Source organism: Corynebacterium sp. ES2715-CONJ3, from assembly GCF_024814365.1.
In the GTDB taxonomy this organism is placed as follows: domain Bacteria; phylum Actinomycetota; class Actinomycetes; order Mycobacteriales; family Mycobacteriaceae; genus Corynebacterium.
Genome location: NZ_JANUXS010000001.1, coordinates 1 through 25,988 on the forward strand (window position 1 = coordinate 1; position 25,988 = coordinate 25,988).

25 protein-coding genes are annotated in these 25,988 nt (G+C 53.8%); 18 read left to right on the forward strand and 7 right to left on the reverse strand.

Annotated features, from left to right (window positions below; all coding sequences use genetic code 11):
* Positions 1–913: biotin/lipoyl-containing protein (locus tag NXT00_RS00005; RefSeq protein ID WP_310470050.1), on the reverse strand; the 913-nt coding region annotated here is incomplete at its 3' end.
* A 142-nt stretch (positions 914–1,055) separates the two neighbouring features.
* Here NXT00_RS00005 and NXT00_RS00010 point away from each other — a divergent pair.
* On the forward strand, positions 1,056–1,442 hold the full coding sequence (locus NXT00_RS00010) for an oxidoreductase (RefSeq protein WP_259075997.1): 387 nt from the start codon (positions 1,056–1,058) through the stop codon (positions 1,440–1,442).
* 36 nt (positions 1,443–1,478) lie between these two features.
* Here the strand turns inward: NXT00_RS00010 and NXT00_RS00015 are convergent, their stop codons facing one another.
* Positions 1,479–2,972, reverse strand: coding sequence for a leucyl aminopeptidase (locus NXT00_RS00015; RefSeq protein WP_259076000.1), 1,494 nt, complete (start codon positions 2,970–2,972; stop codon positions 1,479–1,481).
* Between the two features lie 121 nt (positions 2,973–3,093).
* On the opposite strand from NXT00_RS00015, the gene NXT00_RS00020 reads away from it, so the two are divergent.
* Positions 3,094–4,203, forward strand: coding sequence for a branched-chain amino acid aminotransferase (locus NXT00_RS00020; protein WP_259157614.1), 1,110 nt, complete (start codon positions 3,094–3,096; stop codon positions 4,201–4,203).
* On the opposite strand, the gene NXT00_RS00025 is transcribed toward NXT00_RS00020, so the two are convergent.
* The 4 genes from NXT00_RS00025 to NXT00_RS00040 are packed head-to-tail and all read right to left on the reverse strand — an operon-like array spanning position 4,200 to position 7,328.
* The gene (locus NXT00_RS00025; protein ID WP_259157615.1) at positions 4,200–5,000 is read right to left on the reverse strand and encodes an adenosylcobinamide-GDP ribazoletransferase; all 801 of its coding nucleotides are present in this window, start codon (positions 4,998–5,000) and stop codon (positions 4,200–4,202) included. The genes NXT00_RS00020 and NXT00_RS00025 overlap by 4 nt on opposite strands.
* A gap of 3 nt (positions 5,001–5,003) precedes the next feature.
* Positions 5,004–6,077 (reverse strand): nicotinate-nucleotide--dimethylbenzimidazole phosphoribosyltransferase, encoded by a 1,074-nt coding sequence (gene cobT, locus NXT00_RS00030; RefSeq protein WP_259076018.1) that lies wholly within the window; start codon positions 6,075–6,077, stop codon positions 5,004–5,006.
* A gap of 13 nt (positions 6,078–6,090) precedes the next feature.
* A complete protein-coding gene (locus tag NXT00_RS00035; protein ID WP_259076020.1) occupies positions 6,091–6,660 on the reverse strand; it encodes a bifunctional adenosylcobinamide kinase/adenosylcobinamide-phosphate guanylyltransferase in 570 nt (189 codons plus the stop codon).
* Between the two features lie 5 nt (positions 6,661–6,665).
* A complete protein-coding gene (locus NXT00_RS00040) occupies positions 6,666–7,328 on the reverse strand; it encodes a DUF3043 domain-containing protein (RefSeq protein ID WP_259157616.1) in 663 nt (220 codons plus the stop codon).
* Positions 7,329–7,545: 217 nt separating this feature from the next.
* On the opposite strand from NXT00_RS00040, the gene NXT00_RS00045 reads away from it, so the two are divergent.
* Positions 7,546–7,896, forward strand: a complete 351-nt coding sequence (locus NXT00_RS00045; protein ID WP_259076025.1) for an iron-sulfur cluster assembly accessory protein — start codon at positions 7,546–7,548, stop codon at positions 7,894–7,896.
* A 79-nt stretch (positions 7,897–7,975) separates the two neighbouring features.
* Here NXT00_RS00045 and asnB read toward each other — a convergent pair whose 3' ends face one another.
* Complete coding sequence (gene asnB / locus NXT00_RS00050) at positions 7,976–9,898, reverse strand: asparagine synthase (glutamine-hydrolyzing) (RefSeq protein WP_259157617.1); 1,923 nt, start codon at positions 9,896–9,898, stop codon at positions 7,976–7,978.
* Positions 9,899–10,323: 425 nt separating this feature from the next.
* Here asnB and NXT00_RS00055 point away from each other — a divergent pair, with 425 nt between their 5' ends.
* The 15 genes from NXT00_RS00055 to NXT00_RS00125 all read left to right on the forward strand — a co-directional run bounded on the left by NXT00_RS00055 (position 10,324) and on the right by NXT00_RS00125 (position 25,984).
* Positions 10,324–11,409 carry a cytochrome c oxidase subunit II gene (locus NXT00_RS00055; RefSeq protein ID WP_259157618.1) on the forward strand — a complete coding sequence of 362 codons (1,086 nt, stop codon included), beginning with the start codon at positions 10,324–10,326 and terminating at the stop codon, positions 11,407–11,409.
* 19 nt (positions 11,410–11,428) lie between these two features.
* On the forward strand, positions 11,429–11,881 hold the full coding sequence (locus tag NXT00_RS00060; RefSeq protein WP_259076034.1) for a cytochrome c oxidase subunit 4: 453 nt from the start codon (positions 11,429–11,431) through the stop codon (positions 11,879–11,881).
* A gap of 451 nt (positions 11,882–12,332) precedes the next feature.
* Positions 12,333–12,950 carry a heme-copper oxidase subunit III gene (locus NXT00_RS00065; RefSeq protein ID WP_259076036.1) on the forward strand — a complete coding sequence of 206 codons (618 nt, stop codon included), beginning with the start codon at positions 12,333–12,335 and terminating at the stop codon, positions 12,948–12,950.
* A gap of 84 nt (positions 12,951–13,034) precedes the next feature.
* Positions 13,035–13,931, forward strand: coding sequence for a c-type cytochrome (locus tag NXT00_RS00070; protein ID WP_396124677.1), 897 nt, complete (start codon positions 13,035–13,037; stop codon positions 13,929–13,931).
* Positions 13,928–15,148, forward strand: coding sequence for a ubiquinol-cytochrome c reductase iron-sulfur subunit (locus NXT00_RS00075; protein WP_259157619.1), 1,221 nt, complete (start codon positions 13,928–13,930; stop codon positions 15,146–15,148). Before NXT00_RS00070 ends, NXT00_RS00075 begins: the two co-directional genes overlap by 4 nt.
* Positions 15,148–16,773 (forward strand): cytochrome bc complex cytochrome b subunit, encoded by a 1,626-nt coding sequence (locus NXT00_RS00080; RefSeq protein WP_259157620.1) that lies wholly within the window; start codon positions 15,148–15,150, stop codon positions 16,771–16,773. Before NXT00_RS00075 ends, NXT00_RS00080 begins: the two co-directional genes overlap by 1 nt.
* Positions 16,774–18,078: 1,305 nt before the next feature.
* A complete protein-coding gene (locus NXT00_RS00085; RefSeq protein ID WP_259157621.1) occupies positions 18,079–18,705 on the forward strand; it encodes a C40 family peptidase in 627 nt (208 codons plus the stop codon).
* A gap of 141 nt (positions 18,706–18,846) precedes the next feature.
* The gene (locus NXT00_RS00090) at positions 18,847–19,869 is read left to right on the forward strand and encodes a C40 family peptidase (RefSeq protein WP_259157622.1); all 1,023 of its coding nucleotides are present in this window, start codon (positions 18,847–18,849) and stop codon (positions 19,867–19,869) included.
* Positions 19,866–20,963 (forward strand): glycosyltransferase family 4 protein, encoded by a 1,098-nt coding sequence (locus tag NXT00_RS00095; protein ID WP_259157842.1) that lies wholly within the window; start codon positions 19,866–19,868, stop codon positions 20,961–20,963. The genes NXT00_RS00090 and NXT00_RS00095 overlap by 4 nt, the downstream gene beginning before the upstream one ends.
* Positions 20,964–21,043: 80 nt before the next feature.
* Complete coding sequence (locus tag NXT00_RS00100; protein WP_259076051.1) at positions 21,044–21,994, forward strand: ROK family protein; 951 nt, start codon at positions 21,044–21,046, stop codon at positions 21,992–21,994.
* Positions 21,995–22,020: 26 nt separating this feature from the next.
* Positions 22,021–22,761 carry a 1-acyl-sn-glycerol-3-phosphate acyltransferase gene (locus NXT00_RS00105; RefSeq protein ID WP_259157623.1) on the forward strand — a complete coding sequence of 247 codons (741 nt, stop codon included), beginning with the start codon at positions 22,021–22,023 and terminating at the stop codon, positions 22,759–22,761.
* A 96-nt stretch (positions 22,762–22,857) separates the two neighbouring features.
* A complete protein-coding gene (locus tag NXT00_RS00110) occupies positions 22,858–23,892 on the forward strand; it encodes an acyltransferase family protein (RefSeq protein WP_259157624.1) in 1,035 nt (344 codons plus the stop codon).
* Positions 23,889–24,035, forward strand: a complete 147-nt coding sequence (locus NXT00_RS00115) for a hypothetical protein (RefSeq protein WP_259076057.1) — start codon at positions 23,889–23,891, stop codon at positions 24,033–24,035. Before NXT00_RS00110 ends, NXT00_RS00115 begins: the two co-directional genes overlap by 4 nt.
* 1 nt (position 24,036) lies before the next feature.
* A complete protein-coding gene (locus tag NXT00_RS00120) occupies positions 24,037–24,561 on the forward strand; it encodes a polyadenylate-specific 3'-exoribonuclease AS (RefSeq protein WP_259157625.1) in 525 nt (174 codons plus the stop codon).
* A 34-nt stretch (positions 24,562–24,595) separates the two neighbouring features.
* Positions 24,596–25,984, forward strand: coding sequence for a class II 3-deoxy-7-phosphoheptulonate synthase (locus tag NXT00_RS00125; protein ID WP_259076062.1), 1,389 nt, complete (start codon positions 24,596–24,598; stop codon positions 25,982–25,984).
* Positions 25,985–25,988: the final 4 nt, after the last annotated feature.

The window sequence follows — 25,988 nt, forward strand, 5'->3', positions numbered from 1 at the left end:
CCTGAACGGCATCGGGGTCGCCGATGCGCACAATGACGTCACCGACGTCAACGGTATCGTCTTCCTCGAACAGGATCTCCACGATCGTGCCGGCCACGGGGGAGGGGACCTCGGTGTCTACTTTGTCAGTGGAGACCTCGAGGAGGGCCTCGTCGACCTCGACGGTATCGCCTACGGCTTTCAGCCACTGGGTAATGGTGCCTTCGGAGACTGATTCTCCCAGTTCCGGCATCACCACATCAACGGCGCCAGCAGATGAGTGTGCTTGTGGCTTGGCTTCAGCTTTAGGCTCTGGTTTAGCCTCAGGCTCTGGCTCAGGCTTGGTCTCTTCCTGAACGGCATCGGGGTCGCCGATGCGCACAATGACGTCACCGACGTCAACGGTATCGTCTTCCTCGAACAGGATCTCCACGATCGTGCCGGCCACGGGGGAGGGGACCTCGGTGTCTACTTTGTCTGTGGAGACCTCGAGGAGGGCCTCGTCGACCTCGACGGTATCGCCGACGGCCTTGAGCCACTGGGTAATGGTGCCTTCGGAGACCGATTCTCCTAGTTCCGGCATCACCACATCAACGGCGCCAGCAGATGATGTCGCAGAGGAATCTTTTTGAGGAGCCTTTTCCGCTGCGGGGGCAGCTTCTTTTTCATCGTCTTGGTTGTCAGCTGGAGCTTCATCGGGGTCGCCGATGACGGCGATTACTTCACCGACGTCCACGGTATCGTCCTCGTTGACCTTGATCTCCAACAAGACACCAGCAACGGGGGAGGGGACCTCGGTGTCTACCTTGTCAGTGGAGACCTCGAGCAGGGCCTCATCGACCTCGACGGTATCGCCTACGGCCTTGAGCCACTGGGTAATCGTGCCTTCAGTTACTGATTCGCCCAGCTCGGGCATGATAACGGAGTGCGCCATGGTTAATTTAGCTCCTATGAATTTAACGTGTGATTGCAGTAGTCACAAAAGGTCTTAATACCCCTAGAGCGTACCCGTTTTATGGCAGAAATGTGACACGGATGTCCGCAAGTTCTTATTTTTCCCCCTACAATTGTTCCTTGTGTTCAATATATTTGGCCGCAAAGGCGCGAAATCAAATCTGAAGCCACCCCGCGCTCCCGGGGATACTATCCGCAGCAATGACCTGGCCTACCTCAAAGGGTGGGTGGCATCGCGGCTGTTAGTCGAGGGTTTTATCGAGCCAGAAACCCTGGTTAACGAAATGAGTGTGTGCCTTGTCGATGAATCGGGTGATTTTACCCGCCGTCGCATCGGCGGTCCTAAGGGTATTGATGTGGTGGCCAAAGAACTAGGTATTGCCCTCTATGATGTTGAGGAAACTGGTTACCCCCAACGCATGCGTGAGCGTATTGAGAGAGAGCGAATTTTGCGCAAGCGCCGCGAGCAAAAAGAACGCCGCGAACGTTTCGAACGCGGCGAGTATTAGGGTGCTGCAGGTACTTACGTGACCTGCAGCATCAGTTTAAGAAAGGCTATCGAGGAAGGCTAGGAAGGTGCGCACCGGCACTCCAGTGGCGCGCTTCGCGGTGAATCCATATGGGCTACCAGAATTAAATGATGGGCCAGCTATATCCACGTGAGCCCATGGAATATTGTCGCCGACAAATTCTCTTAGGAAACATCCGGCGGAAAGCATCCCGCCCGCCCGCGAATTAGTCACATTGCGCAGGTCTGCGACCTCTGATTTTACGGCTTCAGCCAACTCCTCCGGTAGAGGCATTGGCCAAGCCCCTTCGCCCACCACGTTGCCCAGCTCGGCGAGTGTCGTAATGAGCTCGGTATCTCCCATGATTCCCATGGTGCGATCGCCTAAGGCAACGATCTGGGCACCGGTGAGGGTAGCGGTATCGATGAGGTAATCGGGATTATCCTCGGAGGCTAAGACTATAGCGTCAGCCATGACGAGGCGGCCCTCAGCATCAGTATTGAGTACCTCAGTGGTTTTTCCGCCGTAGTGGGTAATCACATCACCGGGGCGGTAGGCATTGCCACCAGGCATATTTTCAGCCAAAGAGACAGTGGTTGTGATATTGACATTTAAGCCTAATCGAGCAGCAGCGATCGTTGTGGCGATAACGGCAGCAGAGCCACCCATATCGGTGATCATGAGATCCATATTGGCCCCGGGCTTGATGGAAATACCACCGGTATCGAATGTAATACCCTTGCCCACGAAGGAAATATGTTTAGTGTCTTCGTGCCCTTGAGGTGCGCGGTATTTCAATTGCACCAAGCGCGGCTTGCGGCTCGAACCCTGGCCCACGGCTAGGATGCCACCGAAGCCCTCTGCGGCGAGCTGGTGTTCATCGCGAATGCTCACCTCAAGACCGTAGCTCTGAGCCAGCGAGTCGATGATGTTCGCGTAGCTTTCGGGGAAGAGGTGTGAGGAAGGAGCATTGACGAGATCGCGGGCCAGAGTAACCGCCTGAGCGGCAATAAGGCCGCGGTCGAAGTCATCCCGTGCGTCCTCGCGGGTACTGATGATGGTGACATTTTCGACAGGGGTGGTGAGGGAGGACGTTTTAAGGCCGTCATAATGGTAAGCGCCTAGGACGATGCCCTCGACTGTTTCTCGAATTCCAAAGATGCCTAAGGTGGTGGCTACATATTCGAGCCCTTTGACCGAGCGAGCTGCGACTCCGGCCGCCTGCCGCAAAATATCCGCGTCAAAAGCGTCATTATCGCCAAGACCCACAGCCACCACGATATCGGCGGCGATACCTTCGATGGCGGGGATTTTAGTAATCTCCATCTTCTTGCCCGTCGCACCCAGCGCGGTGAGAAGTTCGAGAAGGTCTGCCTCGATCTCGTCGTCGAAAAGCCCAGATGCTGCTAACTCAAGACCGTCCTCACCAGCGAAAGCGGGGATGATCAAAGCCTCGGTATTATTGGGCAGTGAGTGTTCTAAATGCACGCGAGTCCGCGCACCAGTAATGAGCGACGATAATTCGTTCATCGATGACTCCTTTATTCAAGCACAATAGCTGAGATTTTCTCGGCCAATCCCCAACCTTAACCAAAATTCCGCTGGATTAGGTATTGAGCTGATCGTCGATGAAGCGGTGTACATTAAAAATATGAGTAGCCTAGAATTCCGCATCAATAAAACTTCCGAGCCAACCGCCGCAGAGCGCATCGCCGAAATCCACAAAAACCCCAGATTTGGTCAGTATTTCACCGACCACATGGTCACGATCTCCTGGACTGAGGAGGCCGGCTGGCATGACGCCACGGTGACCCCATACGCCCCTTTGCACCTCGACCCTTCGACGTCGGTTTTCCACTACGGTCAAGCCATTTTCGAGGGGATCAAGGCTTATCGGCATAAGGACGGCAGTATCAAAACCTTCCGCCCCGATGCCAATGCTGCCCGCTTCCAGTCCTCCGCCGCCCGACTGGCTATGCCGGAACTTCCCAAGGATCTTTTTATTGAAGCCCTCACTCAATTGGTCACGGTGGATCAGCAGTGGGTACCAGCCTACGAAGGTGAGGAATCGCTTTATCTGCGTCCCTTCCTCATAGCCACCGAATCCACCCTGGGCGTACATCCATCATCCTCCTATATCTTTGTGCTCATTGCTTCCCCCGCTGGCGCCTATTTTCAAGGCGGAATCAAACCAGTATCTGTTTGGTTATGCGAGGACTATGTGCGTGCCGTGAAAGGTGGCACCGGCTTTGCCAAATGTGCCGGCAACTATGCCGCTTCTTTGCTTGCCCAAGCTCAAGCAGCAGACAAGGGGTGCGACCAGGTGGTGTGGCTTGATGCTCACGAGCACCGATACGTTGAGGAGATGGGCGGAATGAACCTTTTCTTTGTCTACGACGGTGACAAGGCCCCGAAGATTGTCACTCCACAACTCACTGGCTCTTTATTGCCGGGTATTACTCGAGCTTCTTTGCTCGAACTCGCAAGCGATATGGGCTACGAGGTCGAAGAGCGCCTGATTAGCACCGATGAATGGGAGCGCGATGCAAAGAGCGGGATGATGACGGAAACCTTCGCCTGCGGAACCGCTGCGGTCATCACACCTGTGGGCACAGTGCGCTCCCGGCACGGAGATTTTGCCGTTAATGAAGGTCGGCCGGGTTCGATCACTATGAAGCTGCGTGAGCACCTCACGGGAATCCAGCGGGGCGATCTCACTGATACCCATCAGTGGCTGCACACACTCGTAGCCGCGCCTTAAATGAGGCTTAATCCCAGGCTCGTGATCAGGAGAAAACTTGCCTGGGATACCTGTTGGATAAAGCCGCACGCATCGCCATTGAGCCCAGCCAAACGATGGTCACAGTAGCGCGACAAAACGTAGCTGATTCCTATACTTCCTCCGTAAGCCAGCATAATAACCCAGCTCGGTTGGATACATAGTGCCACAAGAACAAAGATCAGTGACCATAACGCGAGGGCGAGTGGCTTAATCGTTCCAATTATCAGGCCACCGAAACCCGTGGGGCGAATCGGGCTGAACCTCGTCAAACAAGGCACCATGGTGCATATCCGGCTGGCCCACGGCGCTAATCCCAGTAGTAAAGGGTAGCTAAGTTCGAGCATCGTCGACATCGCTGCAACCTCGGTCATAAAGACCAACACAATCGCAGCAGCCCCCATGGAGCCGGTATGAGGGTCATCCAAGATCAAACGAGCTTTGGCGCTATCGGCATAGGAACCCAAAGCATCTGCCATATCGCTTAAACCATCGAGATGCATGAAGCGATTGGCTAATTCCCACCCCAATAGAATAATAACCGCGCCTAAAAGCGAGCTGACCCCCAGAGCTGAAAAGGCTAGAGCCAAAAGAGCCGAAATACACCCGAAAAGGGCTCCCACGAGAGGCAAACTCAGCATGACTCGAGTGCCTGTGACCCTGTCATAGACATCCGCACCGCGAATGGGGAGAACCGTCAGCCAGCTGAGGGCAGTAAGTGGGCCCTCGATGAGCGGGTGTTGATGCTCGCCTGAGGTGAAGTGAGCTTTTCCGGACATCTATCAGTGAGTGTTGGAGAAGCGATCGGCGGGGACGGCATCGGCGCCAGCAACATGGGACTGCTCGAAGGTCGCCATATCATTGAGAATATGACAGGCCATTTTGACCAGCGGGTAGGCGGCGGCCGCCCCAGACCCTTCACCTAGCCGCATACCTAGATTCACGAGAGGTGAAAGGCCCAGATATTTTAAGGCGAAGGTGTGGGCTGGCTCGGCGGATTGATGTCCAGCGAGCATCCATGCCCGAGCTCCAGGGGCGAGACGGTCAGCGAGGATGGCAGCAGAACCAACCACCACACCGTCGAGCAAGATAGGGGTGCGGCGCACCGCGGACTGAGCTATAAACGCTGCCATAGCTACCAGGTCGGGAGAGGTAACCTTACGCATAACGGTCAGAATATCGCCCTTGTCGCGCCGCGCACGGAACATGGCATCGCGCACGACGCTGACTTTATTCTTCCACGCTTCATCATCACAGCCGGCGCCACGGCCGGTAACTTCAACAGGCTCGTGATTAGTGAGTAAACCAATAATGGTAGAGGAGATCGTGGTATTTCCGATTCCAGCATCGCCAGCCATGATGAGGTCGCAACCGCTATCGATTTCCTGATCGGCAATACGCTTACCAATCTCGATGGCGCGCACTAATTGCTCTTCGCTCATCGCATCTTCGATATCGATCATTCCACTCGAGCGAGAGACTCGCTCCTCGCCCCACACATCATGGTTGAGCGAAATATCTACCACACGGATCCCGATACCGGAAGCATTAGCAATGGCATTGACCCCAGCACCACCATTGCGAATATTATCGGCAATCTGTGCGGAGGCCTCTTGCGGGTAGGCCGAGACATGACGAGCTGCGATACCGTGATCACCGGCGAAGACCACCAGCCGCGGTTGGATAAGGGGACGTGGAGGTAGCTGCGATTGACAGGCCGCAAGAAAAATCCCGATCTCTTCAAGTCGACCCAAAGATCCCGCAGGTTTAGTCAAGGCGAGCTGGTACTCCTCGGCCTGCCGCGCCACCTCGCTATCGGGGGCGTGAACTCGTGGGAAAAAATCAGTTGGATGCATAAGCCTTCAAACCTCAAGCCTTTCTCGGGTCTTTGTCGGTCAGCTGTTTCTTCAAGGGTAACGCTTGGCCTGCTACGACAAAGACTACTTCCTCGCAGATATCTGCTACGAGTTGATTGAGTCGGCCCAATTCATCGCGGAAAAGTCGCCCGGAGTGAAAGTGGGGGATGATCCCCATCCCCACTTCAGGGCTAACAATAACGAGTGGATAATAGTCGGGGAGATCGTCAATCAACGCGCATAATTCCTCAATCTCAGCGTCCACACAGCCACGCGGTGACTCCCAGGCCTCTTTGGCGTCGATAAGCGCACTCAGCCAGGTGCCGAGGTCATCAATAAGAATCGGGGTATGTGGCTTGATCCAGTCCTCGGGGCTGGCGAGAACGGATCGGATATCCGCGCGGTCCTCGGTTATCCAGGTCAAGGGGCGTCGGCGTTGATGCTCATAGATTCGGGCGCGAAAATCCTCGTCCCCATCAGCTCCACGAGCAGTCGCTATATACAGGCACGGGCCCGAACCAGCCAGGCCTTCAGCGAAAGCCGATTTACCGGAACGAGCCCCTCCCACTATTAGAGTACGCATGTGTACTACTTCTTCTTCTTGCCGCCAATATAATCGCCCGCTGCAACCTTAGGCTTCGGGGTGCGCCAGCGCCGAGGTTGAGAGGCGCGGCCGAAAGCATAGAAGCCCAAGGCGAGGCCAGATTCGGCGGTGGCTGGGAATTTATCGCGCACTGCAGCCACAGCGCCGCGGCCGAGCATGACTCCTTCAACGGCCAAGCCGATCATAACAGCCATGGCAAAGAGACTGATGAAATAGGAGATCTCAGGCCAAGAGGAGGATATCACCATGCCAATGAGCAGGATGAGAGCAAAAGGCATCATAAAAGAATTCATATAGCGGCGCGAGTCAATATAGTCGCGTACATAGGCTCGCTCTGGGCCCTTATCACGTTCGAGGAGGTAGCGTTCTTCGCCGCGATCCATGCCCTCTTTGGTGCGGCGGCTGCGCTCGAGGCGTGCTTCCTTCTCGGCCTTCTTATGAGCCTTCCACTCCTCTTTGGTCATGGAAGCTTTCAGCTCTTTCCGCATCTTGCGGTTGCGGAGGAAGGCTTCATCAGAGGCATAACGCGACTGGAACGTCCCCGGGTGCGCTTGAGCTTCTTTGCGCTTCGGCGTAGGGCGTCCCTTCTTGGGCGTATAAGCCTTGGAACGTGGGGCTTCGGCGGGCTGCTGTTTATCGGAATTCACGATATCAAGACTACTAATATTGCTCCGCTTTTACGAAAGCATCACAAAAAACTTTTGCACCGAGCCTCATTGGGAATCGTATCGGGACCAGAATTCGGCTAGCAGGCCAAAGGCTCAAGGAGGCATAATAGAGGTACGTACCAACAGTGCCGACACTTATGTGATGGCTGCGGTAGAGTTGTATCAGGAATTACCGCGTTAAGGAGTAAAGACTTTCATGACTGCCCCACAGACTCAAAGCAATACCGGAGTTATTTTAAGCGAAGCGGCTGCTGCTAAGGCTAAAGCGTTGCTCGAGCAAGAAAATCGAGATGATTTGGCGCTGCGGATTGCCGTCCAACCAGGCGGATGCGCCGGATTGCGCTACCAACTCTTTTTCGATGACCGTTCACTCGACGGTGACAAGGAAGACGTCATCGGCGGCGTCCGACTCGTGGTGGATAAGATGAGTGTGCCTTATCTTTCGGGAGCTACTATTGACTTCCAAGACACCATCGAGTCCCAGGGGTTCACCATCGATAACCCCAATGCTGGCGGCTCGTGTGCGTGTGGAGATTCTTTTAACTAACGAAAATCAGGCGCTTGGCAGGGTAAAAACCCTGACAGGCGCCCTTTTTGTCGCTCGAATGCCTATAGCTCGAGAATGCCTATAGCTCGACTGGGTATTCGCGCTGCTCGATACCAGGATCGATGCGCTTTTCCACGAAGATTCCATGCCAGACCATAAAGGCGAGGACCGTCCACAGGCGCCTAGAGTGATCGCTGTGACCGTTGCGGTGCTCTGTGAGCATGGCTAGAACCTCATTTTTATCAAATATCTCCGCCGTGTCGGATTCGCGGATGGTGTCCTGAGCCCAGCCAAAGAGCTCATCGCCAGCTAACCAGTGCCTCATAGGGACGGGGAAGCCTAACTTCTTACGGTGCAACACATGCGCTGGGACGATGGATTCCATCGCTTTACGGAGGGCGTATTTAGTGGTCCCATGGCTGATCTTGAGATCGTAGGGGATTGTTTCTGCCACGTGGAAAACTTCCTTATCGAGGAAAGGAACACGCAACTCGAGCGAGTGGGCCATATTGATTTTATCGGCTTTGACCAGAATATCGCCTCGCATCCACGTAAAGAGGTCAAGGTGTTGCATCCTGGCGACGGGGTCCATCTCCTGGGATTGAGCATAAATTCCAGCGGTGACCTCTCGGTGATCCCAGTCTTTGCGGGCCCACGGAATGATACGCTGCATCTGCTCAAAGTTAAAGGAGCGGGCATTACCGTAGTAGCGCTCCTCCATAGTTTGGGAGCCGCGCTCGAGTAGGGATTTACCCTTCATTCCCTCCGGAAGAATGCGCGAGAGCTGCCCCAGACCACGGCGCAGGGGACCCGGAATTTTCTCGAATGGTGCCAGCGAGAGCGGCTCTTTATAGATGGTGTAGCCGCCGAAAAGCTCGTCGGCGCCTTCCCCTGAGAGCACGACCTTGACGTGCTTGCGAGCTTCTTGGGCTACGAAGTAGAGCGGGACGAGGGAGGGGTCCGCCACGGGGTCGTCGAGGTACCACATGATCTTAGGAATGGCGTCGGCGTATTCCTCGGGTGAGACAATTTTGACGATATGCTCAACTCCAATAGCCTCTGCGGACTCTCTGGCCACATCGACTTCGGAATAACCCTCGCGCTCAAATCCAGTGGTAAAAGTGAGTAGATTAGGGTTGTGACGCTTGGCTAGAGCGGCGATAGCAGTGGAATCGATACCACCCGAGAGGAAGGATCCAACGGTGACGTCGGCACGCATATGCTTCTCTACGCTATCTTCCAGGGCGTGGGTGATGCGATCGAAGAGCTCCTGCTCACCAGCGGGACCTACTTTTCGGGCTGGGAATTGGGGACGGAAATAACGTGAGTGCACCAGCTTCTCCCCAGGGCGGACAGTAGCAGTACAACCCGATTCAAGTCGCCTTATCTCCTGATGCAGGCTCTCGGGTTCGGGGACGTATTGCAGGTCCACGTAGTGCTCGATGGCTCTGCGATCAAGGTCGAGACCTAGACCAAGTGCATCGGCCATATCAAGGATGCACTTCTTCTCGGATGCGAAGACGGTACCCTTCTCGGTTGTGGCATAGTAGAGCGGCTTGATTCCAAATTGATCGCGGGCGAGGAAGAGCTGATGGTCCACGCTGTCCCAGATTGCGATGCCAAACATGCCGCGGAGATGCTCAACCACCTTCTCTCCCCAGTGGTGGTAGCCCACTACGATTGGCTCCCCGTCACCAGAAGTATTGAAATGGTAACCGAGAGCTTGTAATTCCTCGCGTAATTCGAGGTAGTTATAGATCTCACCGTTGAAGGTCATGGCATAGCGATTTTCCTGACCTTCGGGCCCCCACTGCAGAGGCTGGTGGGAGTGCGCTAGATCAATAATAGAGAGTCTGTTGAAACCGAAGACGGCGTCATTATCGTGCCACGTACCAGCCTCGTCGGGCCCGCGGTGGTGCATGCACGGGAGCGCACTCTCGATCGCGGAGACAAAGGTCTGCGCTTGGCCGTGGGCGGAGAGGATTCCGAGTAAGCCGCACATAGAAAGTTAAGGACTCCTTCACTCTAAGTATCAGGGTTAGAAAATCTGGTCTCTAAGGTTACTCCATATATCCGGGCTTAGCTCGGTGCGCGTGGTGGGGCGGGCGCTGGCTAAAATGCGGGGGAGAGGTGTGGGGGTAGAGAGCTATCGGTTTAGTGGGCATTCAAAAGGTTGAGTGCGTCAACTGCAGAGTGTGATTCGAGTCACGTGTTTATCGAGGTTAACTAGCTAATTATCCACGTCAATGGGGTAATGAAAATGCCGCTCTCGGCCAAATAAGCAGCACAAATGGACTATGGGGTTCCTAACGGGCGCGCTGGATACGATATTCTGTCAAGATAGGCATAGGAATACTCTCGGCCGCTCGTGGGCGAATGGTACTCCTGCGATGAACTGAACGAATGTGAAAAGGAAGGCAGACACGCGTGGCTAATCAACACAAGCGTGGCTTTGGGCGGGTAGCACTTCTAGCAAGTGTACTGACCTTAGGTGCTGGAACCCTTGCGGGGTGCAATGTCGATGCTCCAGGTGGAGCTCTCGGCTGGTTCCTCGCTATGGGCTGGCCTAAGGGTATTACACCCGAAGCAACCGCAATGTATAACTTCTGGGTATGGGTATGGGTAGCTGCCTGGACGATCGGCGTCATTATGTGGGGCCTGTTCATCTACGGCATGTTCGCCTGGTCGGCAAAGAAGGCCGAAAAAGACGGTAAAGACGAGTTCCCACGTCAGACCCAATATAATATTCCGGTCGAGCTCTTTTTAACCATCGTCCCGGTGGTTATTGTTATGACGCTCTTCTTCTTCACCGTGCAAACCCAAGACAAGGTTACTGCACTGGATAAAGATCCTCAGGTTGTTGTCGATGTCACCGGCTACCAGTGGAACTGGAAGTTCGGCTACCGCGAGGTTGCTGCTGAACTCACCACCGACGGAAAGACTTACGACGGAATCGACACTGAGCGCCAAGAACTAGCCGAGGCTTCTAAGATCGACCCGAGTGGTCATAACCCAATCAACGGGCGCTCGAAGAGCGATATGTCTTATTTGCACTTTGACGAGATAGAGACTTTGGGTACGACCGACGAGGTCCCCGTGTTGGTCCTTCCGAGCAATACACCCATCGAGTTCCAACTCGCTTCCTCGGATGTGAGCCACTCATTCTGGGTTCCAGAGTTCCTCTTCAAGCGCGACGTATACTCCCATCCCGAGGAGAATAAGCAGGAGCGTCGTTTCCAGATCGAGAAGATTGAGAAGGAAGGTGCCTTCGTTGGCCGCTGCGCCGAAATGTGCGGCACCTACCATGCCATGATGAACTTTGAGCTTCGAGTGGTCACGCCTGAAAAGTTCGTTGACTATCTCGACTTCCGCCGCAGCAACCCTGAAGCTCCAAATTCAGCTGCATTAGAGGCAATTGGCGAACCAGGTTATGCAATCACCACGAGCCCATTCAACTCAGGGCGCACTGCAACCCGTGATGGCAATAATGTACGTGAGCTTACGGGCGAATAAAGGACCGAGGTAATACAAAATGCGCGGATCATCACGAATCATGTACTCCATAACCGTCTTCTTGGCGATTATGTCCGTACTTTACTTCCTGGCCACCATGTATGTCGACGATACTGGCAACCGTTTCGTTGCTGATGGAGGCGGCTATAACTTCGAATGGGCGGGTGGTGTCTCCCTGATTTTGGCCACCCTGCTAGCTCTCATGCTGGGTGCCTATCTGCACTTCACCGAAGTGCGCATGGATGTTGTTCCTGAAGACTGGGAGGAAGCTGAGATCTCCGACGGAGCGGGAACACTAGGATTCTTCTCCCCGTCCTCCATTTGGCCGGCTGCTATGTCCGGGGCCATTGCGCTGCTGGGCTTTGGCATCGTCTTTATGCACTACTGGCTCATTGCTTTAGGTGCCGTCGCGTTGATTTATACAACCACGATGTTGAACCTGCAATACGGTTTACCAAAGGAAAAGCACTAAAGATCTGATTCCTCTCCGTTCGTTCTTCTCTCAGACCCCCACCCGAAATAGTCGGGTGGGGGTCTGAGTGTTAGTGGGGTGGTTGTGGTCGGATGAAACTGAAAAAAGTTCCCGGAGATTTTTCAGGGGCAATAAAGGGGGGTAGTCCTTCGATAAAAGTGCAGGTAGGCGTGGGGCATACTTAAGTATGAGTTTTAAGACCCGATCTGAATGAAACATGTGTTTTAGCTCACAATAGTAACTTAGTGGCTATAGACCAGTCGGACGCCGTTGAGTGTTCCCTTGCGGGGGGTAACTGTGGTGACCTGCGCTTATGGCTATTTTTAAGCATAAGCGCATCGGCAAACACAGGGAAAATGCATGATGAGCTGTGTTGTAGAAGGCAATAGACGGAGAAACCGGTCATGCGCGCGAGGTGACGGGCTAACAGAAACAAGCCATACTTATAGATGTGACGAACGCAATTGGAAACCCAGACAAGGCAGCAACGCCGAGAGTAGCCGCACTGAATCGCCCTAATATGGTCAGTGTGGGCACGATCGTGTTCCTGTCTCAAGAGTTGATGTTCTTCGCCGGTTTGTTCGCGATGTATTTCACCTCGCGTGCGAACGGGATCGGTAACGGGTCCTGGCAAGAAGGTGCTGATCACCTTAATGTCCCCTATGCCCTAGCCATCTCGGCCATTCTGGTTTCGAGTTCGGTGACCGCCCAGTACGGCGTTTTTGCAGCAGAAAGGGGAGACGTATTCAAGTTGCGTCGGTGGTATGCACTGACCATCCTTTTAGGTACGATCTTCCTTCTCGGCCAGGCTTATGAGTACTACCACTTGGTAGAGCACGGCCTGACCATCCCTAGCAGTGTCTACGGTTCCGTATTCTTTATTACGACTGGCTTCCACGCAGCCCACGTGCTCGCTGGTGTTCTAGGCTTCGTTGTTATTCTGCTGCGCATCAAGATGTCAAAGTTTACCCCAGCCCAGGCAACTGCAGCGATGGTAGTGTCCTATTATTGGCACTTCGTCGACGTGGTCTGGATTGGATTGTTCATTACTATTTACGTCATTCAGTAGGCCGTAGCGGCCATCTATGGATGATCTGATCATCCACCCCCTGGCCTACAGCCATTCACTTTCCATAATCGAGACATAAGGAAAATGATGGAGACCAACCATACAAACTCCGAGACGGTGAGCTCAACCGACTTGGCCGCCCACGCGAAGAAGGTGCGTGGCAAGCGGAAATTGCGGCGCACCCTCGCTGGTGCCCTTGCACTTGCCTTCGGCCTCACCGGCACCGGCCTATTAGTAAACGCTGCCACCCCAGATCCGCAAGTTGCCACTGCGCAAGCCGATGAGCAGGCTTTGATCCAAGAGGGTAAAGACCTCTACGAGCTAGCCTGTGTGACTTGCCATGGCACCAATTTGCAGGGTGTGGAAGATCGTGGACCATCACTGATCGGTGCTGGATCAGGTGCGGTCTATTTCCAAGTGCACTCCGGCCGTATGCCGATGCTGCGCAATGAAGCCCAAGCCGCTCGCAAGACCCCTCGCTATAATGAAGCGCAATCGCTAGCGATCGCCGCTTATGTAGCCGCCAACGGTGGCGGACCCGAAATCGTCTATAACGAAGACGGTTCGGTAGCCCAAGAATCTCTTCGCGGGCACCAGTTCGACGGCAAAATCAATCCCGCCGACGTAGCGCGCGGATCTGATCTCTTCCGTCTCAACTGTGCATCCTGCCATAACTTCACTGGGCGCGGCGGGGCATTGTCTTCGGGCAAGTACGCTCCGTACCTTGACCCAGCAAATGAGCAAGAGATTTACCAAGCTATGCTCACTGGTCCACAAAATATGCCTAAATTCTCCGATCGGCAGCTATCGGCGGACGAGAAAAAAGACATTATTGCTTTCATTAAGTCTGCGAAGGAAACCCCATCTCCTGGTGGCTGGAGCTTAGGTGGCATCGGCCCCGTTGCTGAAGGCATGTTGATGTGGCTTGTAGGAATCGTGGTCCTCGTGGCCGCCGCTATGTGGATTGGATCGCGCTCATGAGCGAAAATACTTCAAAGAACTTCAGCGACAAAGAGCTCAACGCAATGACCAACGAGGAACTTGCGCGCCTTGGCACGGAGCTCGATGACGTCACCGTTGCCTACCGCAAGGAACGGTTCCCTATTAAAAACGACCCCGCCGAGAAGCGTGCTGTTCGTATTGTGGGCATCTGGCTTGGTCTAGGTATAGTAGCTGCTTTGGCCTTCCTGGCCGTTTATATCGCTTGGCCGTGGCAGTATAAGGGTCATGGCGATGACGGGCTGTGGATGTATACCCTCTTCACCCCGCTTCTTGGCCTCACCGCTGGTCTGGCCATTTTGTCCCTCGGCATGGGCGTGGTCATTTACGTGAAGACCATCGTTCCAGACGAAATCGCGGTGCAGCGCCGCCATGATGGCCCCTCAGATGAAGTCGATCGCCGCACCATCGTAGCCCTACTGAATGACTCATGGCATACCTCGACTCTAGGGCGCCGTAAGGTTATCCAAGGTCTCCTCGGTCTCGGTGGCGTGCTAGCTGGCTTAGTGATCATCGCCCCACTAGGCGGCATGATCAAGAACCCGTGGAAAGCCGGCAAACTCGGCATTCAGGGTGACGGTACACTCTGGACCTCCGGCTGGACACTCTCCGAGCAGGGAGTGAAGCTCTATCTTGGACGTGACACTGGTGCCCTCGCCGAAAGGCATGAAAGCTCCTCCGGTGAGCACTATACGACCCATGGCGTGACCCGCTTGGTTCGCATGCGCCCTGAGGATCTAGTGGCAGCTGGAATGGAGACCGTTTTCCCACTTCCTGCTGACCTCGTCAACGATGGGGACTTGTACGACCCCCAGGCGGACGTCTATGAGAATCAGATGCACTCCATTCATGGCCCTCGCAACGCGGTCATGCTCATTCGCTTGCGCTCCTCGGACGCTGAAAAGGTCATCGAGCGCGCTGGCCAAGAAGATTTCCACTATGGCGATTACTACGCCTATTCCAAGATCTGCACGCACATCGGTTGCCCAACCTCCCTCTACGAAGCGCAAACGAACCGAATCCTGTGCCCGTGCCACCAATCGCAGTTTGATGCTCTGCATTACGGAAAGCCTATTTTCGGGCCAGCCGCACGTGCTCTGCCACAGCTGCCGATTACCGTAGACGAAGAGGGTTACCTCATCGCCGCAGGCGACTTCATTGAGTCTGTCGGCCCGGCATTCTGGGAGCGTAAGTCATAATGACAAACAAACTCGCTGAAATAGGCAATAATATCGATTCCCGCTACACCCTCGCTGGTGGTATGCGGACCCAAATAAATAAGGTCTTCCCGACCCACTGGTCATTTATGCTCGGTGAGATCGCTCTCTACAGCTTTCTCATCCTGCTCCTGACTGGTGTCTATCTGACCCTCTTCTTCGATCCATCGATTACGAAGGTCATCTATGACGGCGCTTATCTCCCACTCAATGGTGTGGAAATGTCGCGCGCCTACGCCACCGCATTAAATATCTCCTTCGAGGTTCGCGGAGGGCTGTTCATTCGACAAATGCACCACTGGGCTGCGCTGATGTTCATGGTCTCAATGACCGTGCACATGCTGCGCATCTTCTTTACTGGTGCTTTCCGACGTCCCCGCGAGGCCAACTGGATCATTGGTTGTGTACTCCTGCTTCTCGGAATGGCCGAAGGTTTCATGGGTTACTCGCTACCTGATGATCTCCTCTCCGGTGTTGGTCTGCGTATTATGTCGGCCATCATTGTGGGACTCCCAATTATTGGAACCTGGTTGCACTGGCTGATCTTCGGAGGAGACTTCCCCTCCGACCTCATGCTCGATCGCTTCTATATCGCCCACGTTCTCATTATCCCTGGCATCCTCCTCGGCCTGATCGCTGCACACTTAGCGCTCGTGTGGTACCAGAAGCACACCCAATTCCCCGGACCAGGTCGTGCTGAAAATAACGTCGTGGGAATTCGTATCCTCCCACTCTTCGGTATCAAGGCAGCCGCCTTCGGCCTTATCACCGCTGGTGTTCTCGCCTTGCTCGCTGGATTGACCACGATCAATGCCATTTGGATGCTGGGCCCATATAATCCATCGCAGGTATCTGCTGGCTCCCAGCCCGATATCTATATGCTGTGGACCGACGGTTTGGCTCGCGTTATGCCGGCTTGGGAGCTGTATATTGGCAACCACACCATACCGAATGCCGTCTGGGTCGGACTCGTCGCGGGTCTAATGGTTGTTTTGCTCATCTCTTATCCATTCATCGAAGCAAAAGTGACAGGCGATAATGCCCATCACAACCTGCTGCAGCGTCCACGCGACGTCCCAGTGCGAACCTCCATCGGAGTTATGGGTATTACCTTCTTCGCGGTACTTACGCTCTCCGGCGGTAACGATCTCTTCGCCTTGCACTTCTATGTATCGCTGAATGCCATGACGTGGTTTGGTCGCATTGGACTTCTCGTATTGCCACCACTGGCCTACTTCATCACGTATCGTCTGTGTATAGCCCTGCAGCGCTCAGATCGTGAAGTTCTAGAGCATGGTATCGAGACCGGCGTTATCAAGCTCATGCCTAATGGCGCCTTTATCGAAGTTCACCAACCTCTAGGACCTGTGGACGAAAATGGACACCCCATCCCACTGCCTTATGCCGGTGCCGCTGTGCCGAAGCAGCTGAACCAGCTGGGATTCGCCGGCGAGCCCGGGCGTGGTAGCTTCTTTACTCCCGACGATGCAGAGATTGCTGCAAAGGCTCGAAAAATCGAAGAAGAAAACCACCACGAACAGGTCGAAATGCTGGAAAATCTCAATGAAGCAAATAGGGCAGAGGATATCGATAACAATCGAATCTAAATAGGCTCTATCAGGTGGTGTCTCCTTATATATAGGGAGACACCACTTTTTTGCTTGCTGTATCAACTTACCCGCAACTCACCAGCTGAGGTTGAATGGCTTTCAGTGGCCTCAATCAAGTGTTGCCGAACCGAAAGTTTGCTGCATCCAGGGGTAGTGGGGAATTGCCCGATGGAATATCCCTCGAAAGATTCGGCTAGCGCCCCGTCTAAGCCTAGTTACGGCGCAGTTGTGGCGCGGGTGAGCCAGATAGAAGGCGCGTTAATTATCTGCGTCAGTTTCTACTACACCCTTAGTAGATTTGGTCTAAATTTGAGTCCTGGTGAATACGATATAGATGCCCGCATGTGAACGAGCCGATCGTATGGGGAGTGCGAGCAGGAGCATGTCTAAAGAGTTGTGGTTGTGGGACCGTCACCACCACGCTATATCGAGGCCTAAGGACGAAGCTCAAGATGACCGTCCTACCTCCTGAGCTATTGGGAGGTAGTAATGGAGTTTGCGATCTAAACCAGCGCGATTTTCAAGTTGTGAATGCAACACGGCCCGGTGGGGATCGTTTAATTATCTCGTCATTTTTTTAACGCCCGAAGATCTCCTGGGAAGATACACCCCGCCCTGGGGCCGTGGAAACGATACGCGTGCTATCTGAGTAGGCCATTTGCGAGAGGTCTCTGGCAGTACCGTAGAGGGGATGTGGACAGCGCACAGTTTGGTGGCAGTGACATCTGTTTCCTGCCAACGATGTGGAAGATAGTGATAGGTAGAGATCTGTGCCGCTTTTTTGAGCAGAGCTGGGGGGATCTGAGGGGTTCTGAAGGGATATATGCTCGTGCGCCGTCTGTACATTTCTGTTACTCGAGTGAACTAGAGAAAAGGCGCGTCTAGCTGCCGTTTAGCGTGAGCATTTCGCACATTTTCGCCGATATACCCCTCAATTCCCGGAATGTGTTATAAATCACATTAACTTTTTACGTTGGTTTTATAACGGGATGACCTCAAAAGTGTAACGGTTTGATAACGCTCCTATGTGCAGGTAGACGGCCTTTCCGGAGAATATACCAACGTCTCATAAACATTCCCTTCATCCTTCTTTGTGCAGGGCACCCCTCCTGAATCCGCTGGTTTTTCACCCAAGGAGTAGACACGACTTGTAATCATTTCGTAACCTTATTGAGACAAATCAAAAAGCATGGGTTGAGAAATTCTTCCTACCTTTGGTCCCACTGAGATCTTCTCGAAGCGACCGCCAGTTTTTAAGGACACTCCTTGGCTGGTTGAGATTTAGTATTGGAGACTGAATTCGTGGCTAAGCACCGCCGTCAAACCAACTCGACTGCTCGCAACGCAGCGGCTGTAACCGCCGTCGCAGCGGCAGCAACCTTGGTTAACCCCGCCGCCCAGGCTGCGCAGGTCGTCGTCCCTGGAACTGATCTTGCAGTGGAAATTCCAGGCATCGAGAATATACCGGGAATCGCTAATATCCCCGGTGTTGAGCAGTGGATCCCATCGCTTGCCGGGCAAGCCTCTGTTCCTAACTACTCAGCCGTCGTCGGATTCCCTGGCGTCGAGCAGCTACAAACCCAAACCCTCGGACAGGCAGTAGTCGATGCAGCTCGCTCTCGTATCGGCTCCCCATATGTATGGGGCGCAACCGGGCCACATGCCTTTGATTGCTCAGGACTAACCACATGGGCCTATTCGCAGGTAGGTAAGAGCATCCCCCGGACGTCATATGCCCAGGCGTCCTCGGGCCAGCCGGTGTCTTACCAGGATCTACAGCCTGGAGATATCGTTGTCTTCTACTCAGGTGCATCCCACGTCGGTATCTACTCCGGCAACGGCATGGTAATACACGCACTCACCGAAGGTGTCCCACTCTCCGAGACTGCAATTTCTACGATGCCCTTCCACTCGGCAGTGCGGTACTAGTCTGTATGCTCCCATTCTCTAAGCCCTGAGCCCTAATAATCATAGGGGCTCGGGGTTTTTCGCTTTGTCCCATCTGGATGAGGGATGGGATAAAATGGCGGTTTAACTTTCATCTGATATGCCTAAAAGGGGTGGAGTATCGTGCACATTCGTGCCGTCGGCATAGTGACCGTGCTTGCTAGCGTGAGTTTGGGGTTGCCAATACTTAATGCCCAAGAACTTCCAGACCGTGATGTGGACAACCTCATCGCGCGTATGGGCGAGATCTCCGCAGAGGCTAATATAAAAAACGAGGAGGTCAAGCAATTAGCTGAGGACCTAAAAGCCGCCGAAGCAGGATTACCTGATTTCGAGCACCGCGCTACAGAGGCCACGGCGCTCGCCGATGACGCTCTGAGAAAGCAACGCGATTACCAACGGAGTGTTAATTCGATTGCTCAGGCGAAATATCGGGGCGCAGTAAAAGATCGAGTCACCCAGGTTATCGGATCGAACAATCCCCAAAACGCCATCGACCGCTCAGCCTATTTTGCAACGTTGACCCATACCACCGAGAAGGTAGTAGAAAGCCTGCAGCAGGCTACACGCGAGGCTAACGAGGCGCGTAACGAAGCCCGTCAGGCCCTGGAGGAAGCAAAATTTAAGCGTAATAACATCATCGCTCGACAAAAAGATCTGGAGCGAGAAAAAGAAGAGCTCAAGACTAGGATCACCGAGGTGATTAACCAGGTTGATGCCCTCAGTCCTGCAGAACGGGCTCGCTGGGTGGAGAAGAATGGTCCGGTAGATTACACATTAGCGGGTATCGAGGGCGATAATCCCTCCGGTATGCAAGCCCTTGAAGTGGGTTTGACTAAGCTCGGCTCTCCCTACGGGTGGGGTTCCGCCGGCCCCGACGCTTTCGACTGCTCGGGACTAGTGGTCTGGTCTTATGCTCAGCAAGGAAAAGTACTTCCCAGAACCTCCCAAGCCCAGATGTCGGGTGGTAAGCCAATTAGCCGAGCAGAATTGCAGCCCGGTGACGTGGTGGGCTTCTACCCAGGGGCCACTCACGTCGGCATCTACGCTGGTAATAACAAAGTCCTCCACGCCAGCGACTATGGTATCCCCGTTCAGGTAGTGAGCATGGACTCCATGCCGTTTTATGGGGCGCGTAGATACTGATGCGGATCCTACTCGTTACTAACGATTTCCCCCCTACCACAGGCGGTATCCAATCATATGTGCGCGATTTTGTAAATACCCTGCCTGCGGGCGATATCGTTGTCTACGCCTCTACCCAAGATCAACACGAAGCGGCACTCTATGACGCTACGGTTAATTACCCGATCATAAGAGACTCCGCGCGAGTGCTGCTTCCCACTCCTCGGGTGCGCCGAAAGATGCAGCAAATAATTCGCACATATTCAGTCGATACCGTGTGGTTCGGGGCAGCAGCTCCCCTCGGACTCTTGGCGGCAGCAGCAAAAGAAGCCGGCGCGACTCGCGTAGTGGCTACCACTCACGGGCATGAAGTGGGCTGGTCCATGCTGCCTGTTGCCCGCTCCCTCCTTGGCACTATAGGAAAACACTCTGACTGCGTCACCTATATCTCTGATTACACCCTGGATCGCTTTGCGTCTGCCTTCGAGCAAAAAGGTTCGTGTCACTTTGCGCATCTGCCTTCAGGCGTGGACCACGACGTATTTAGACCTCGACCCACCCAGCACAGTAAATCTCTGACGGTTGTGTGCATCTCTCGTCTGGTTCCGCGTAAAGGTCAAGATCAACTCATTCAGGTGTGGCCGGAATTTCTCCACGCATATCCTCATGCCCAACTTATTATTGCTGGTAGTGGGAGAGACGAGAAGAGGTTACGCCGGTTAGCAGGTGATGAACCAACTATTACCTTTTCGGGTCGGATCAGTGAAACCGAAAAGGTAGAGCTCATGCAGAGTGCGGATATTTTTGCCATGCCCTGCCGCACGAGGGGAGGCGGACTCGACGTCGAGGGCCTAGGGATTGTCTATCTTGAAGCGCAAGCTTGCCAAGTGCCGGTTATCGCTGGGAACTCAGGGGGTGCCCCGGAAACCATGACCGCTGATAGCGGTCTTGTAGTCCACGATTCGAAGGAGCTCCTTCGAGCCTTGTGCTACCTTGCTGAAGATGCTGAGAGACGTCGTGCCATGGGGGAGGCAGGCCGGAGGAATATCGAGGAAAATTGGACCTGGGATACCATGGGTCGGCGGCTGCGCACAGTTTTGGGTTATGCCGAGTAATTTAGAGCCAAGCTTCAAGACGTTATATCCTTGAATAATTAATCTACGTCAAAGAGTGGGTACAAAGGTTGTCTAAGGTCATGCATGAAATTCTCACCGTCGGTTTCGATATCGGGGGAACCAATCTGCGTGCCGGCGTGGTTGACCACGAGGGACATATCATCGATGCAGTAGCTACTCCCGTCCCGCGCAGTCCTGAAACCCTTGTGCGAGGTATTATCCAGGCGGTAGAGCATCTAAAATCCTCCCATGATATTGCTGCGGTGGGACTTGCAGTTGCGGGGTTCTTAGATCCTGAATGCGAAATCGTGCGCTTTGCTCCGCACCTTTCCTGGCGCGACTATCCTGCCAAGAGAGAACTTGAAAAGGCTCTGAGGTTGCCGGTTCGACTTGAACACGATGCCAATTCGGCAGCGTGGGGCGAAAACCAATTCGGTGCAGCCCGTGGTGTGGACAATTGGGTATTATTCGCCCTCGGCACCGGCATTGGGGCAACTTTGATGGATCGAAACACTATCTATCGCGGGGCCTTCGGCACCGCTCCGGAATTTGGGCACCTTACCGTCGTTCCCGATGGACGTGCCTGCGCCTGCGGGAAAAAGGGCTGTTTGGAGCGCTACTGTTCGGGATCGGCTTTAGAAGAAACCGCGCGAGAATACCTCAATCACCCCCACCATCTCCCCACAGCTTTAACACATAAGACAATCAGCGGCCGCCACATTATGCATCTGGCCCGTGAAGGCGATCCGCTAGCAACCGAGGTGCTCAAGGATTTTACTATCTGGCTGGGCAAGGGTCTGTCCATCGTCGGCGATGTCCTTGACCCCGGTCTTATTCTGCTGGGTGGGGGAGTCTCCCAAGATGCGGACCTTTATCTGGCTACTGCGAAAACGATTATGGCTGAGAATCTGGTGGGCGCCGGCCACCGCCCCGTGGCCGAGGTGAAATGCGCTGAATTGGGCGCTGATGCGGGTATGATAGGCGTAGCTGACTTGGCTCGGCGCTACGTTAACCCATCCCTGCCGGATTAAGACTATTCAGGAGCTTTCAAAGGATTATGACCAGCAAACAATGGTATTGGATATTCAAGTATATTGTGATGGGTCCTTTCCTGAAGCTTTATAACCGTCCCGAGATTACCGGCGCTGAAAATATTCCCCACACAGGTGGCGTCATACTAGCCTCCAATCACCAATCGGTGATGGATTCCTTCTACTTGCCACTGATGATTTCCCGCCATGTGACCTTCTTAGCCAAAAGTGAGTACTTCACCGGTACCGGCGTTATCGGGGCTATTCAGCGGTGGTTTTTTAATGCAGTAGGCCAGGTTCCACTTGATCGTACATCGTCAGACGCCAAGGCAGCTTTAGAGGAAGCCGCGGCGCGAATTCTCACCAATGGGGAAGTCCTGGGTATTTATCCAGAAGGCACTCGCTCTCCAGATGGCCGCATCTATCGCGGTAAGACAGGTATGGCACATATAGCTCTGAAGCTGGGAGTACCTGTGGTGCCGGTGGCTATGATCGGTGCTCGAAAGGCCAACCCCATTGGTTCCTGGATTCTTCGACCACATAAAGTAGGACTACGCATCGGCGAGCCTATTGACGCCCGCGCCTATATAACAGGTCTCGGCTTAGACCCCGAGACTCATGAAGCGAAGAGAGCCTTCACAGACTATTTTATGAAGACCCTGGTTGAGCTGGCACAGGCAGATTATGTCGATATATATGCCAGTACAGTCAAAGAATCCCTAGCCGCAGGAAAAGGTTATCCACGAGGGGCGGAACCGCAAGTTTAAATCCCGATTTTGGGGGCAGAACTACTACTTTGAGCCCGCCCCTTGTTATGCTTAGCCACTTGTAAAAACGATCCCCAGTGGCTGGAGAAAAAGACTGTGAGCACCCCATCGGATAAGGCCCGCCTACCGTGGCCTGATGTGGCGCGCGGCATCTCCATTATCGGCGTCGTAGCCCTCCACGCCACAATAGAGGTCCCCGGCGGGATAGATACCGGCTTAGCACGACTCAATGCCTTCATCGATCCCCTCAGAATGCCCCTTTTCTTCCTCGTTTCGGGCTTTTTTGCCCTGAAAGTCACTCGTTTTACAGCCAAAGAACTCTTCACCCACAGGCTGTGGTACCTATTTGTACCCTATATCCTCTGGACTCCCATATGGGTGCTGTTGACCGAGTACCTCCATCGCGGGCGGATAGTGGGGTTGCGAGAACTAACTGAGCTATTATTTGCTGCACATTCCATGTATTGGTTTTTGTATATGCTCATTCTCTTCACGTGTGTCTTGTGGCTGAGCCGCTCTTGGCGATTATCCCAACAGTTGCTCATCCCGAGTTTAATAATCGCTGTGACGCCACTACTGATCCAGCTCCCCATCCCAAATATTCACCGCTTTTTGTACTACCTACCCCCTTTTCTTCTAGGTGCCTACTTGCGCCCGTGGATAACGCACTTTGCCATGTCAGCTTTCAAGCCGGGCCATCTCCTTGGGGCTGGAGGTTTAGCGGTCGGAGCCTACCAGATTGAATTGATCGAATTCTCTGCCTTCTGGGAGCCGCTACAGTTCGTGGGAATCCGCTTAGCCTACCTACCTCTAGCAGTTATAGCCGCCATGGCACTGAGTAAAATCCCCCTGGTAGGTACTGTGCTCGCTAGTGTTGGGCAACATACTTTAGTGATCTATCTCGGTCACCCCATCGGGCTCAGTCTTGGTCTACTCATCCTGTTGCCATTCGAGCATTTCGGACATACTCACTTCATGGTTGGGGCAGCACTAGGGTGTTCCATTCTCGGGGCATGGGTGATTCATAGAGTGCATCAACTCCCAGGCCTTAGATGGTTGGTCACTCCACCGCCTATTTCGCTACCACTTTGGGGCACCCGCACCCAATCAGTACACTTGGCTTCACGATGAAGATCAAGATTATCGCGACCCTCCTGCTGCTGATCGGCTATGTGATCGTGGGGGCCTTGGATTTCCATAATTCGGTTATCGCCCCTATGGTGTGCGTTGCTGTGGCATTGATCTTTTTCTGGCCCAGTCGAAAGGACAGCTGAGATGAGATTTTTCTATGATACCGAGTTCATCGAGGACGGCACCTCAATTGATCTGGTCTCTATCGGCATTGTGGCGCAAACAGGAGAAGAATTCTATGCCGTATCCACTGATGCAGACCACCGCTTGGCCAATGCGTGGGTTAAAGAACATGTACTCAACCAGCTTCCCAACCCCGCTAGCTCGGTGTGGATGAATAATGAACGCATTGCTGCAGAAGCTTTGAAATTTATGAGCAGTTTCCCCGGATCAATCGAACTCTGGGCTTGGGTCGGGGCCTATGACCACGTGGTCTTTGCTCAATTATGGGGCGATATGCAGGGGATGCCGAAGAATCTGCCACGTTATACTCGAGAACTTAAGCAGTACTGGGAATTAGCTGGTAAACCACAACTTCCTCCTCTTCCAGCAGGAAACCACGATGCTTTAGTCGATGCCAGACATAATCTCGCCAAATTCCAGGTCTGCATGGCCGCTATGCCCCTCAATCAAAGGAATGCGGTCATGACATCGGGTGCTATGGATTAAGTCACTATGTGATTTTCGTGATAAACATAGAGGTGTGAGTTGGACAGTAGATATTCCTAAAGAAGCCCTCCCAGATTTACCGCCGCTACCTGATGGCATTCGCGAAATCTTCGACGACGTCATTGCGCGTCCCGCCCATCAGCAGCCAAACTGGGACCCGCACATCGCAGCGAATGTGCGCAAGATTCTGGAATCGGTGCCGCCGATCGTGGTTGCCCCCGAAATTAGAGAACTTGAAAGCAATCTCCGAGATGTGGCTTTAGGGCGAGCCTTCTTGCTTCAGGGTGGCGACTGCGCCGAAACCTTCGAGTCCAATACTGAACCCCATATTCGCGCCAATATCAAGACCTTGCTGCAAATGGCTGTCGTGCTCACCTACGGTGCGTCAACTCCAGTAGTGAAGGTTGCGCGCATTGCAGGCCAATATGCAAAGCCCCGTTCGAGCGATCTCGACGAAAATGGTCTACCCAACTACCGCGGCGATATTGTTAACGGCGTCGAAGCGCACGCCGAGTCACGCTATCATGATCCAGCTCGTATGATCCGTGCTTATGCAAACTCCTCGGCTGCCATGAATTTGGTTCGTGCCTTGACCGCCTCGGGTACCGCCGATCTCACCCGAGTGATGGAGTGGAATCGCGAATTCGTCTCCACATCTCGAGCCGGCGCCCGCTATGAGGCACTCGCTCAAGAAATCGAGCGCGGACTGGACTTTATGGGAGCGTGCGGAGTCAACGATGATTCACTCCGCCACGCTACGATCTTTGCTTCCCATGAGGCTCTCCTTGTCGATTATGAGCGCGCCCTCCTCCGCCTTGCAACCGATGAAGAGGGTCGTACCTCCTTATACGATCTGTCAGCGCACCAGCTGTGGATAGGCGAGCGTACCCGAGGTATCGATGATTTCCATGTGAACTTCGCCGCCATGATCTCTAATCCCATTGGTTTAAAAATCGGTCCGAGTGTTACCCCGGCTGAAGCTGTAGCCTATGCAGACAAGCTTGACCCGAACTTTAAGCCGGGTCGACTGACTCTGGTGGCGCGAATGGGACACGACAAAGTGCGCTCAGTTCTGCCAGGAATCGTCGAGGCTGTGGAGGAGTCAGGGCACAAGGTCATTTGGCAGTCTGACCCTATGCACGGCAATACCATTACATCGTCGAATGGCTATAAGACGCGTCACTTTGACAAGGTTATCGACGAGGTTCAGGGCTTCTTTGAAGTCCACCGCGAACTAGGCTCGCACCCCGGCGGAATTCATATCGAATTTACCGGAGAGAATGTCACTGAATGCCTAGGAGGTGCTGAGGATATCCAAGACTTGGATCTGCCCGGTCGCTATGAGTCAGCGTGTGATCCCCGTCTGAATACTCAACAGTCTCTTGAACTGGCATTCCTAGTCGCTGAGATGCTAAGAAATTAAAAAA

Excerpts from the sequence above, each read along its gene's own strand:
- NXT00_RS00015 (WP_259076000.1), bottom strand. The coding sequence starts at position 2,972 with ATGAACGAATTATCGTCGCTCATTACTGGTGCGCGGACTCGCGTGCAT.
- NXT00_RS00020 (WP_259157614.1), top strand. The coding sequence starts at position 3,094 with ATGAGTAGCCTAGAATTCCGCATCAATAAAACTTCCGAGCCAACCGCC.
- NXT00_RS00025 (WP_259157615.1), bottom strand. The coding sequence starts at position 5,000 with ATGTCCGGAAAAGCTCACTTCACCTCAGGCGAGCATCAACACCCGCTC.
- cobT (WP_259076018.1), bottom strand. The coding sequence starts at position 6,077 with ATGCATCCAACTGATTTTTTCCCACGAGTTCACGCCCCCGATAGCGAG.
- NXT00_RS00035 (WP_259076020.1), bottom strand. The coding sequence starts at position 6,660 with ATGCGTACTCTAATAGTGGGAGGGGCTCGTTCCGGTAAATCGGCTTTC.
- NXT00_RS00045 (WP_259076025.1), top strand. The coding sequence starts at position 7,546 with ATGACTGCCCCACAGACTCAAAGCAATACCGGAGTTATTTTAAGCGAA.
- asnB (WP_259157617.1), bottom strand. The coding sequence starts at position 9,898 with ATGTGCGGCTTACTCGGAATCCTCTCCGCCCACGGCCAAGCGCAGACC.
- NXT00_RS00060 (WP_259076034.1), top strand. The coding sequence starts at position 11,429 with ATGCGCGGATCATCACGAATCATGTACTCCATAACCGTCTTCTTGGCG.
- NXT00_RS00070 (WP_396124677.1), top strand. The coding sequence starts at position 13,035 with ATGATGGAGACCAACCATACAAACTCCGAGACGGTGAGCTCAACCGAC.
- NXT00_RS00075 (WP_259157619.1), top strand. The coding sequence starts at position 13,928 with ATGAGCGAAAATACTTCAAAGAACTTCAGCGACAAAGAGCTCAACGCA.
- NXT00_RS00080 (WP_259157620.1), top strand. The coding sequence starts at position 15,148 with ATGACAAACAAACTCGCTGAAATAGGCAATAATATCGATTCCCGCTAC.
- NXT00_RS00100 (WP_259076051.1), top strand. The coding sequence starts at position 21,044 with ATGCATGAAATTCTCACCGTCGGTTTCGATATCGGGGGAACCAATCTG.
- NXT00_RS00105 (WP_259157623.1), top strand. The coding sequence starts at position 22,021 with ATGACCAGCAAACAATGGTATTGGATATTCAAGTATATTGTGATGGGT.
- NXT00_RS00115 (WP_259076057.1), top strand. The coding sequence starts at position 23,889 with ATGAAGATCAAGATTATCGCGACCCTCCTGCTGCTGATCGGCTATGTG.
- NXT00_RS00120 (WP_259157625.1), top strand. The coding sequence starts at position 24,037 with ATGAGATTTTTCTATGATACCGAGTTCATCGAGGACGGCACCTCAATT.